The following is a 10,722-nucleotide window of genomic DNA, read 5'->3' on the forward strand; positions in this document are numbered from 1 at the left end:
ATTCCAGGAAAAGTGTGTAACGGCTTTCCGTCCGGAATTGCGTCTCACAAAGTACGCCGAAGGCGGCAACCGGCCTGCTACCCTAACCCAGCCTTTTACTTGACGATGACGATGCTGGTGTTGGCGGGGCCGAAGGCCTCGACGAGCTGATAGAAGTCGGCTGCCGCGTCGGGATGCAGCCGCACGCAACCATGCGAAGCGGGACGGCCGAGACGGCTAATGGCGTAGGTGGCGTGGACGGCGTAGCCGCCGCTGAAGAACACCGAATGCGGCATCGGCGCGTTGTCGTATTTCTTCGAGTACCACATCTCATGCATGCGCGTCGGCTTGAACGAACCGGTCGGCGTGATGTGCCCCCTCGCGCCGGTCGAGACCTTCCAGGTGTAGGTCGGGCGACCGTCGACGGTGACTTCCATGATCTGCTGCGACAGCGAGACCTTGGCGACGATCTGGTTGGCGTGAGCGGCATTGCCGGCGCCGAAGAGCAGCGCGGCACCGGTGAGCGCGGCGGCGGCGACATGGATGAGCTTGGCGGAAATGGCGGTATGCATGACGGATCCCTCTGTTTTTTGCCGTTGTGTCCGGCTTCAATTTCGATGGGCTCTTATCGTGCTCGTCCGTTTCCGAGCTATTTCGCTTGATGCTCGTTTCTGTTTCGAATTCGTTTCCATAAGTTAACAAGAAGCTCCGGCCAGCCATTACATCGCACCTCTTCCGGGGCGCGGCAGGTCGGCGCTACACAATGAGCTTAGTCCCGGAAACGAAAGTTCATTTCATTTCCAATATTAAACACTTACGCCCGGCTCGAAACCAAACTGCAACAAAGTGCAGCCACGGCGGCATGATCTGGATACAGGCCGGCGGCAGATTTGACGCAACGGGAACAGACAACTGCAAACGAAAATGGGCAGGAAATCGAAACTCCGCTCCTGGCTTCTCAGGATCAGCGTCGCGGCAATCGCGCTCGGCGGCGCAGGCTCTGTGGCCGGCAGCCCGGTGACGGCGCTGGCGGCGATGACGTCCGGCGAGGTTTCGACACTGCACATGGCTCTGTTCATCGCCACGGTCTGGATTGTCTCCAGCCTGCGCGTCCACCGGCTGAAGGCCCTCTGGCGGGTCGGCCTCCGGCTGCTGAGGACGCGCGGCCCCTCCGGCTACTTGCTGCCGAGAGGACCGAAGGCCCGCGCCGCAGCGGGGGGCTCCGTCAGCGGCGCGGGCGCTTCGGGAGTTTCCTGAAGCACCGACGACATCGAGATTGAGGATAGGGACATGAAGACGAAATTTGCCGCCTCCGTGCTTTCCGCGCTGCTTTACGCGCAGGGCCTGCTCGGCTTTGCCGCGCTGGCGACGGTGCTGCTCAAGGAGCGCGCCCACGCCGAGACAACCGCCGGCGCCGACATTTTATCCGGCCCCTCGATCATTGTGGTGCGCTGAGCGCCAGGCGCCGGACCCAAGATGACCACCGCTTTGGGGAATCCGATGCTTGATAGACTCGTCGACCCGAATTCACTCGTTGCGCGAGGCTGGTGGATCGAAACGATAGCCGGCGCCGCGGATGGTGATGATGGTCTCGGTGTCGAGCTTTCGGCGCAGCCGCACGATGCGCGAATCGATCGAACGGTCGAAAGCGTCAGCATTCTCGGCCGGGGCCGCGGCAATGATGTCGTCGCGGGTCAGCACCTTGCGCGGGCTCGCCAGGAACAGCTTCAGCAACGCCACCTGCCCCGGGGAAAGCTGATCCTCCGCACCCGAGCGATGCATGACCATGGCCGATCGCAGGTCGACAGTGGCGTTCTCCAGCACGATCAGCTCCCCGGCGGCCCTGCCGCGTCTCATCAGCAGGCCGCCGATGCGCGCGGCAAGCTCGCGCACGTTGAGCGGGCTTTCGACCACATCGGCGGCGCCGAGCTCGAGCGCCAGCACCTTGTCGACAAGGTCGCGCGGCCGGCAGATCAGGATGAAATCGGGGCCGCCCTCGCCACCCGCGCCCTGGCTGCTGTAGCGCTTGAGCAGTTCGCGGCTCTCGGCCTGGGTGACCTCGTCGCCGACCACCACGACATCGATACCGCCGGCCGAAAGCAGCGTCTCCGCCTCCCAGGGCTGGCGCGCCTGGCGCACGTCGTGCCCACGCCGCTCGAGATGGTCGGCGAGATCGCCCGCCACCACCTCGGCGACGGACACAAGCGCAATGACGGATCGTGCGGCCATTTTCTCCCCCCCGCCACAGACAACTCGAGATGAGTGCTGGACATCATGTTTATACCCAATCTACTTTCCGCTGAAAGCGGGAGCGAGCGCGTCGTGAAGGCACGCATCATCGTCGTCGAGGACGAACCGGATCTGAGGGAGGCCGTGGCTGAGTATCTCGGCGCCAGCGGCTATGACGTCGTGACGGCCGAGAATGCCGTGGCGGCGCGCGCGCTGTTCGAAACGCAGCCCTTTCACCTTGCCATCCTCGACATCGCCATGCCCGGTGAGGACGGGCTGTCGCTCGGCCGCTGGCTGCGCTCGAAGACGCCGATCGGCATCATCTATGCCACCGCAGCCGGCACCGCGCTCGACCGCATCGTCGGGCTGGAGCTCGGCGCCGACGATTACATCGTCAAGCCGTACGAATTGCGCGAGGTGCTGGCGCGGGTGCGCAGCGTTTTGCGCCGCGTGCCGCAGCCGGCCGAGCCGCAAGCCGCAAAGGCCGAGACCGGCAATCGGCGTTTCATGAATTTCGGCGGCTTTCAGGCCGATTTCGACGGTCGCCTGGTCACCGCCGCCAATGGCGCGGTGATCGAGATGGCCAAGAGCGAATTCGACGTGCTCGAGGTTTTCCTCACCCGCGCCAACCGCCTCCTGACGCGCGCGGCGATTTCGGAAGCCATCGGCTTCGTCGAGGACCCGGAATCGTCACGCGCGGTCGACATCCGCATCATGCGGCTGCGAAAGAAGATCGAGGCCGACCCAGCCAATCCGAAATTCCTGCGCACGGTGCGCGGCGAAGGCTATATCTTCTCGCTGCCGAATGGCGACGCCAACTAAAGCAATTCCAGGAAAAGTGTGAGTGGTAGGCTCGGCGGTTTCGCCGTAGCCTTCCGTCCGGAATTGCGTCAAAACAAAGCGATAGAGCGGTTCGCCGTTTCCGCGGGAACGAAGGGTGCTCTGAACGACCGACGTCCGGGCCTGGAATTTACCATGACTGCCGATGCAGCACGCACCGATACGCATGCCTCGCGCCCGGGCGGCGCAGCGATGGCGGCCGTGCATGTCGTGCGCCGCCTGCGCGAGGCGGGCGACTGGCAGCGCGAGATGGACGGCATACTGGAGACGGTGTGCCGCAAGATGGATTGCCAGCGCGGCATTCTCTTCCGGCTGCGTGAATTGCCGGGCGAAGGTTTCGCCCAGTCGGTCGCCGCCTACTGGATCGACCCCGACTCCGGCGGCGACCTGGCCTCGCCCACGGTGATAATGCAGTCGATCATCAACTCGGATACCTTGCTGGAGCGCCTGCAGGAAGACGAGCGGCAGGGCAAGATCTTCTCCGGCCACACACGCAACTTGGACGGTTTCCTGCGGGACGACTTCGAGAAGCAGAGCATCAAGTCGTTCCTGTCCGTCTCCGTTTTCGCGCATGGCCACCTCTGGGGCACGCTGGCGGTCAACGACTGCGTCGCCGAGCGCGAATGGACGGATGAGGAAGAGGCGACGCTGCACATCATCGCTCTGGCCATCGGCGACGCCATCGAGCGCTCGCCATCCGAGGCGCATGCCAGCGAGGTGATCCGCCGCACCATGCTGCAGGCCTCCCTAGACGCCATCATCGTCATCGACGAGACGGGCTCGATCATCGAGTTCAATCCGGCCGCCGAGAAGATGTTCGGCTTCCAGCGCAGCTCCATCCTCGGCAAGGACCTGCTCGATACCATCGTTCCGATATATTACCGCAAGGGCTACGCCTCGGGTGCCGAATACATGGCGGGCCGCGGCGCGCCGATGGTCGGCCAGCGCCTGGAGACCGTCACCCAGAACGCAGCCGGCGAGATTTTCCCGATCGAGCTGACGGCGACGGAGATGCGCGTTGCCGACCGCCGCCTGATCTTCGGCTCGATCCGCGACCTGCGCGAAAAGCTGCAGGCCGAGGAGGAGATCAACCGCCAGCGCGAGAAGCTGCACCAGAACGAGAAGATGGCGGCGATGGGCTCGCTGCTCGCCGGGGTCTCGCACGAGCTCAACAACCCGCTGGCAGTGGTGGTGGCGCAGTCGACGCTGCTGCACGAATTCGCCGGCGATCCGCAGACCAAGGTGCGCGCCGAGAAGGTGCGCGCGGCCGCCGAGCGCTGCGGCCGCATCGTCAAGAGCTTCCTGTCGATGGTGCGGCTGCACCCGACCGAGCAGGCCGAGACCGATCTCAACCAGGTGATGCGCTCGGCGCTCGAAGTCACCGCCTATGGTGCCCGCTCCAGCGGCATCATCATCGACACCGATTTCGCCACCGGGCCGCTGCTTGCCATGGCCGACGCCGACCATATCACCCAGGTGGCGGCGAACTTCCTCATCAACAGCCAGCATGCGCTGGCCGGCATCACCGGCGAGCGGATCATCAAGGTGCGGACATTCCGCAACGAGCACGGCAATCCGGGCTTCTCCGTCGAGGACAACGGCCCGGGCATTCCCGAGGCGATCCGCGCGCGAATCTTCGAATCCTATTTCACCACCAAGCCGGTCGGGGTTGGCACCGGCATCGGCCTGTCGATCTCGAAGTCGATCGTCGAGCGCCACAACGGCAACATCTGGTTCGAGGAAGTGCAACCGACCGGCGCGCGCTTCGTCGTGCAATTGCCGGCGATTGCCGGCGGTGCCGCAAGCGCGGGTGAAGGGCCGGCGCGCTCGAGCGGGTTGCGCCATGCGTTGATCATCGACGACGAGCCCGACGTCGCGGGCTCGCTTTCGGATATACTGGAGCTGATGGGGCTCAAGTCGCGCGTGGTGGCAAGCTGGACCTCCGCCGCCGACGTGCTCACGGGCCATATGCCGCCGGACATCGTCTTTTCCGACCTGCGCATGCCGGGCACTAGCGGCATCGCGATCTACCGCGAGCTGCTCTCGCAGCAGCCCGCTTTGGCCAAGCGCTTCGTGCTGGTGACCGGCGACCTCATCGGCGCCAAGGCGGAGATCGAAGCGCTGCCGCCGCCGCAGCGCCCGCACATTCTGGAAAAGCCCTTCTCGACGCTCGACGTCCGCGGCATCCTGTCGGCGGTAGCCGACGAGGCCGCAGCCGCGGCCGACAATGGCTCCCATATCTGAGCGGGCTAACCTGGAAAGGCGCGCGGCCGAATTCCGACTTGGCGCCTGCGCGGGGTCTGTTCAGATTCAGGTCAGGCCGAGCCGAGAAGGGTGGCTTCCGAGAACCGGAGCGGAGCGTACTTAAAGTACGTGAGCACCGGAAGCGCAGGAGGCCACCCTTCGCAGGCCGGCCTCACCTGAATATGGGCAGACCCCAAAAAAGAGGCTCCCGACCGACTTCAGCGGCGGGAGCCTGACTTGAGCGCAGGAGGGAGCGCTCTGGGGAGGTCTTAAAAAATGTTCGGCGTGTTGGTGACCGGGGCGGCGTTGGCGATCATGCGCACAGCGCGCTCACGGTGCTGGCCGGACTGCTCGGCGATGGCGCGCAGGCACTCGACGCTCTCGGCGCCCCAGTTCTGGCCCTTACAGGCAAAGTCGATCGCAGATTCCGGCAGGCGGGCGGTCTTGAGCGTGGTCTGCGCGCCTTCAACGACATTGGCCGGCGGGTTGATCGAAGCGAAGGCCGGACCGGAGGCGGGCGCGGCCAGCATGCCGACGAAGGCGCAGGCGCCGATCAGCATGAACATCGCCATCGGATGGTCGCTGGCGCGCTGGCGCAGCGCAAGTTTCGGCCGGCGGTCATTGCGCTCCGGGCCATGCTGGCGGCGATTGGTATCGGCGGCATGAACTTTCGCAAACATAGGGTGTTCCCTTCGTTATCTTTCTTTTTGCTGTGAAACGAACTTAGTCGCACCACGTAACAGTCGGATGATTGGCGGCGATTGCCTGTGTAACAGGATTGAAACAGACGCTGAGCGGTGCGGCCTTCCGATCCACGGCAACCATTCGACCGACTATCGAAGCTGGTTGGCGCAGCTATGCGCCTGTCGCGCCTGCCCGACTGTAAACAGCCTCACACAGCAATGCTTGTATCGAGCGCGTCGCTGTCGTCTGCCGCAGCTCGGCATCAATCGAAACATGCCCTTTCCGACGCGGGCACCGGCGCTCGCAACCGCCGTTCCGCTTCCTCGATTAAGGCCCGGATTCTACGGGATTTTTCCGGCCCAGACGAGGTCGAACTTACAGCCTTGGCATTTCCATATTCCTACAAGCCGTTGCATTTCAATGGAAAATATGTCTATATTGAATGAGTATTCAACAAAAAGAAGAGCATTCCGATGAACCCGCACCTCCGTGACGTGGCGATCCCCAACGATTGGGACCGGCGGGGTTTGCCGGGGGGGAGCTACCATTCCAACGCCCCTCTCGAGCTCGAGAAGGAATATGTCTTTCGCAATCACTGGCAGATCGCCGGCCATGTCTCCGACGTGCCGAAACCGGGCGACTATTTGACCATGGACGTCATCGGCGAACGCGCGCTGATCGTGCGCGGCAAGGACGGCGTCGTGCGCGCCTTCAACAACATGTGCCGCCACCGCGGCAGCCGCGTCGTAGCCGACAGCCAGGGCAGCTGCAAGAACGCGCTGGTCTGCCCGTTCCACGGCTGGGTCTACAATCTCGACGGCACGCTGCGCGGCGCTGCCCGTCCGCGCTCCTTCCCCGAGCTCGACAAGACCGAGTTCGGCCTGATGCCGCTCGACCTCGAAATCTGGATGGGGTTCATCTTCATCCGCTTCCGCAAGGGCGGCCCGCAGCCCTCGGTGGCCGAGCTGCTCAAGCCGATCGAAGCCGAGATGGCGCATTACAACGTCGCCGACATGGTGCCGTCCTGGGGCATCTGGACCCAGAAATCGCCGGTCAACTGGAAGTCGGTGCGCGACGTCGACAATGAAGGCTATCACGTCGCCATGGCGCATCCGGCGCTGCAGGACCTCTACGGCGCCACCTATTTCGACGAGCCTTTCATCAATGGCGTGTCGCGCTCCTTCGCCACCTACAATCCACATGCCGGCCGGCGCTGGAGCGTGCGCGAATACATCAAGCTCGCGCCCGAGGCCACGCATCTGCCGGAGCATCTGCGCAAGGCCTGGATCTATTACGGCATCTTCCCCAACAACGCGCTGTCGATCATGCCGGAATCCGTCCAATTCTATCAGGAGTTCCCGCTGTCGACCGGCGAGACGCTGCTGCGCGGCGCCATCTACCGCCACAAGGACGAGACCCGCGAACAGGCGGCGGCGCGCTACCTTGCGTACCGCATCGACCGCGACACCATGAACGAGGACGTGCAGCTTTCGGTGTGGTCGAACGAATCCATGCTGTCGGAGGCTTTTGAAGGCTTCTACTTGTCGGATTTGGAGTACGGCGTGCGCACCCACCACGACCATCTGCGCAGGCAGGTCCCGGTGCTGAACCTGGAGACGGCGCCCGAGGAAAAGGACATGTGGGGACTGAACGACGCGCTGCGGTCGAGGGGATGAGCTCTTCCTTCTCCCCGTAAAGCGGGGAGAAGGAAAGACTTTACCCCCGCCAGACGCCTTCCTTCCGCAAATCATCCATAGTCCGCGAAATCCCTTCGCGCAGGATCGCCACCATGTCGTCGACCTGCTCCCTGGTGATGATCAGCGGCGGCGACATCACGCACATGTTGATCAGCGGCCGCACCAGAAGGCCGAGCTCGTGGCAATGCGCGTCGATGCGTTTGCCGACATTCTTGTCGAGTTGCAGCGGATCCTTGCTTTCGCGATCGGCCACGCATTCGACGCAAGCCATGAGGCCGACGCCGCGCACCTCGCCGACCAGCGGCAGCTCTTCAAGCGTCTTCAACTGCGCCTGGAAATAGGGCGCGATCTCGCGGGTGTGCTGAAGCACGCCCTCTTCCAGCAGGTCGAGATTCTTCAGCGCCACCGCGCAGCCGATCGGATGGCTCGTGTAGGTGAGGCCATGACCGAACAATGCGTCGGGATGGTTGGAGCGGCGCAGCTCTTCCAGCAGCCGCTCGGACATGATGACGCCGCCGAGCGGGAAATAGCCCGACGTGATCCCCTTGGCGAAGGTGATCATGTCCGGATCGATGCCGAACACATCGCCGGAGGCGAAGACATGGCCGAGCCGGCCGAAGCCGGTCACCACCTCGTCCGAGACATAGAGGATATCGTTCTCGCGGCAGATCTGGCGGATGCGCTTCAGATACCCGTCCGGCGGCACGACGACGCCGCCCGAGGCCTGCACCGGCTCGCCGACAAAAGCGCCGATGCGGTCGGCGCCGACGCGCGCGATCGTGTCGCGGAACTGATCAACCAGGAAGTCGGTGAAGGCGGCAACGCTCATGCCTTTGGGCCGGCGGAACGGATCGGGCGAGGAAAGCTTGATCACCAGATCGCTTGCGCCGTCCATCCAGTCGTGATCGCGCGGACGACCGTTGAGCGAGGCCGAGAGATAGGTCGAACCGTGATAGGCGCCGCCACGGCTGAGGATCAGCTTCTTCTCCGGCCGTCCGCGCACATTGTTGCAGAACTGCATGAAGCGCAGCGCCGTCTCCACCGCCGATGATCCGCCGGTGGTGAAGAAGGTGTGGCTGAGGTCGCCGGGCGCCGCATCGGCGATGCGGCGGGCAAGCTCAGCCGATGGCGCGTTCATAGTGTACCACGGGGTGTTGTAGGAGAGCGCCATCGCCTGGTCGTACATGACCTTGGCCAGCTCCTCGCGGCGGTGCCCGACATTGATGCACCACATGCCGGCCGGGCCGTCGATCAGCCGCTTGCCGGAGGCGTCGGTGATGTAGATGCCGTCGCCCTCGCCGATCAGCGTGCGCGCCTCGGCGCCGACCGAGCCGGCATAGGGCCAGGGCTGGACGAGATGGCGCTTGGCAAGCTCGACCGCATCGTCATCGCCAGGCCCGATCAGTTCGCTTGCCTTGATCTTGCTTTGAGCCGCCATCTTCGCCTCGCATCGCCAGAGTTGCCGAATTCTTACCGAACATCGAACGACGCGGAAGACCATGGAAACTCGGCTTTCTGTCGCTATATTTTGAATATCCGTTCAATCAATATCGCAGAAATAGCGCTTGATTTCAATCGGCGGATGCGCTCATGATGAAAGAAAGCTGGCAAGCTAGGAGCGATCGCGCTCCAAGCATAAATCGGGAACAGGCGGCCGGCGCCAAGGCATGATCCCGAAAAGTGGGAACCGGTTTTCGGATAAGATCATGCTCAACGAGGAGTTAGGCCAGGATAACGATCTAGCGGAACGTTATCCTAGCGAATGGGAAGGCCGAATGGCGGGACAGTCCGAGCCAGCTACCGAAATCACGCCCGGAGCGCTGCAATGACGGTTGCCGCGGAAGGGTCGCCCCCGTTGCGCATGGCGGGGGCCAGACGAAATCCCCTTCTGCAGTCGGAAGCCGTCCAGGGCTTTGCCCTGATCAGTCCCACCTTTGTCTACGCCCTTATTCTTCTCGTCCTGCCGATCCTGGTCGTTATCGCCCATTCCTTCTGGACGCAGAACTATCTCACCATCGACCACACCTTCACCCTGGAGAACTACCGGATCGCGCTGACCGAGCCGATCTACCGCGACCTGCTCTGGCGCTCGCTCTACATCTCGCTGACGGTCAGCCTGTTGACGGTGGCGCTCGCCTACCCGATCGCCTATTTCATTTCCTTCCATGGCGGCCGCCACAAAAGCCTGTGGCTGTTCCTCATCACCATCCCGTTCTGGACGAGCTACCTGCTGCGCGTGATGTCGTGGAAGGTGATCCTTGGCTACAATGGCGTGTTGAATTCCGGCCTGATGGGCCTTGGCATCATCAGCGAGCCGTCGGACGCGCTGCTCTACAATTCCACCGCCGTCATCATCACGCTCACCCATGCCTGGGCGACCTTCGCCATCCTGCCGATCTTCGTTTCGCTGGAGAAGGTCGACCGCACGCTGGTCGAAGCGGCGACCGATCTCGGCGACGGGCCGCTGCGCTCCTTCCTGCGCGTCACCCTGCCGCTGTCGGCGCCCGGCGTCATCTCGGCGGCGCTGATCGTGATGATCCCGACCGTCGGCGACTATGTCACGCCGAAGCTGGTCGGCGGCAAGGACGGCGTCATGATCGCCAACGCCATCCAGGCGCAGTTCGGCAAGGCGTCGAACTGGCCGCTGGGTGCTGCGCTCTCGGTCACCACGATGGTCATCGTCTCGCTGATGGCCGGCGCCACGGTGCTGATCATTCGCGCTTTACAAAGGTTGGCGCGATGACGGCAACAAGACGTTTCCGGCCGGGATGGCTGTCGAGCTACGCCACGCTCTACGTCCTGTTCCTCTATCTGCCGGTGATCTTCCTGCCGATCTTCTCGATCAACACGGCGGCGACACCGAAATTCCCGCTCTCTGGCGTCACGCTGCACTGGTACGAGGACCTGCCGAAAACGCCGGCGCTGATCGACGCGACCTGGAACAGCCTGATCGTCGGCGTCTCCGCCTCGATCCTGTCGACGGTGCTCGGCATCCTCGCCGCCCGCTCGATCACCCGCTATCGCTACCCCGGCCGCCGCGCCATCAACG

Annotated in this window: 10 protein-coding genes and 1 pseudogene; 7 read left to right on the forward strand and 4 right to left on the reverse strand. The window is 63.6% G+C overall.

Annotated features, from left to right (window positions below; all coding sequences use genetic code 11):
* Positions 1-95: 95 nt before the first annotated feature.
* Positions 96-551, reverse strand: a complete 456-nt coding sequence (locus tag EOA24_RS14755) for a L,D-transpeptidase (RefSeq protein WP_126080901.1) — start codon at positions 549-551, stop codon at positions 96-98.
* Positions 552-903: 352 nt separating this feature from the next.
* Here EOA24_RS14755 and EOA24_RS14760 point away from each other — a divergent pair, with 352 nt between their 5' ends.
* Both EOA24_RS14760 and EOA24_RS14765 read left to right on the forward strand, forming a co-directional pair.
* Entirely contained in the window at positions 904-1,236 is a 333-nt protein-coding gene (locus EOA24_RS14760; protein ID WP_126064138.1) for a hypothetical protein, read from the forward strand.
* Positions 1,237-1,269: 33 nt separating this feature from the next.
* On the forward strand, positions 1,270-1,434 hold the full coding sequence (locus EOA24_RS14765; protein WP_108702949.1) for a hypothetical protein: 165 nt from the start codon (positions 1,270-1,272) through the stop codon (positions 1,432-1,434).
* 72 nt (positions 1,435-1,506) lie between these two features.
* Here the strand turns inward: EOA24_RS14765 and EOA24_RS14770 are convergent, their stop codons facing one another.
* Entirely contained in the window at positions 1,507-2,208 is a 702-nt protein-coding gene (locus tag EOA24_RS14770; RefSeq protein ID WP_126064136.1) for a response regulator transcription factor, read from the reverse strand.
* 93 nt (positions 2,209-2,301) lie between these two features.
* On the opposite strand from EOA24_RS14770, the gene EOA24_RS14775 reads away from it, so the two are divergent.
* Together EOA24_RS14775 and EOA24_RS14780 are read left to right on the forward strand one after the other, a co-directional pair.
* Positions 2,302-3,030: a response regulator transcription factor gene (locus EOA24_RS14775; protein ID WP_245466915.1), complete on the forward strand. Its 729-nt coding sequence runs from the start codon at positions 2,302-2,304 to the stop codon at positions 3,028-3,030.
* 153 nt (positions 3,031-3,183) lie between these two features.
* Complete coding sequence (locus tag EOA24_RS14780) at positions 3,184-5,292, forward strand: sensor histidine kinase (RefSeq protein WP_245466914.1); 2,109 nt, start codon at positions 3,184-3,186, stop codon at positions 5,290-5,292.
* Positions 5,293-5,561: 269 nt separating this feature from the next.
* Here EOA24_RS14780 and EOA24_RS14785 read toward each other — a convergent pair whose 3' ends face one another.
* Positions 5,562-5,972 (reverse strand): hypothetical protein, encoded by a 411-nt coding sequence (locus EOA24_RS14785; RefSeq protein ID WP_126080900.1) that lies wholly within the window; start codon positions 5,970-5,972, stop codon positions 5,562-5,564.
* Between the two features lie 477 nt (positions 5,973-6,449).
* Here EOA24_RS14785 and EOA24_RS14790 point away from each other — a divergent pair, with 477 nt between their 5' ends.
* Positions 6,450-7,652: an aromatic ring-hydroxylating dioxygenase subunit alpha gene (locus EOA24_RS14790; RefSeq protein WP_127409882.1), complete on the forward strand. Its 1,203-nt coding sequence runs from the start codon at positions 6,450-6,452 to the stop codon at positions 7,650-7,652.
* A 40-nt stretch (positions 7,653-7,692) separates the two neighbouring features.
* Here the strand turns inward: EOA24_RS14790 and EOA24_RS14795 are convergent, their stop codons facing one another.
* Entirely contained in the window at positions 7,693-9,111 is a 1,419-nt protein-coding gene (locus EOA24_RS14795; protein ID WP_126080898.1) for an aminotransferase, read from the reverse strand.
* A gap of 387 nt (positions 9,112-9,498) precedes the next feature.
* On the opposite strand from EOA24_RS14795, the gene EOA24_RS14800 reads away from it, so the two are divergent.
* Both EOA24_RS14800 and EOA24_RS14805 read left to right on the forward strand, forming a co-directional pair.
* Positions 9,499-10,416, forward strand: coding sequence for an ABC transporter permease (locus tag EOA24_RS14800; protein ID WP_127256827.1), 918 nt, complete (start codon positions 9,499-9,501; stop codon positions 10,414-10,416).
* Positions 10,413-10,722 (forward strand): annotated as a pseudogene (locus EOA24_RS14805) (ABC transporter permease); the annotation flags it as partial. The gene EOA24_RS14800 and the pseudogene EOA24_RS14805, both read left to right, overlap by 4 nt.

The organism is Mesorhizobium sp. M2A.F.Ca.ET.039.01.1.1, from assembly GCF_003998035.1.
Classification (GTDB): domain Bacteria; phylum Pseudomonadota; class Alphaproteobacteria; order Rhizobiales; family Rhizobiaceae; genus Mesorhizobium.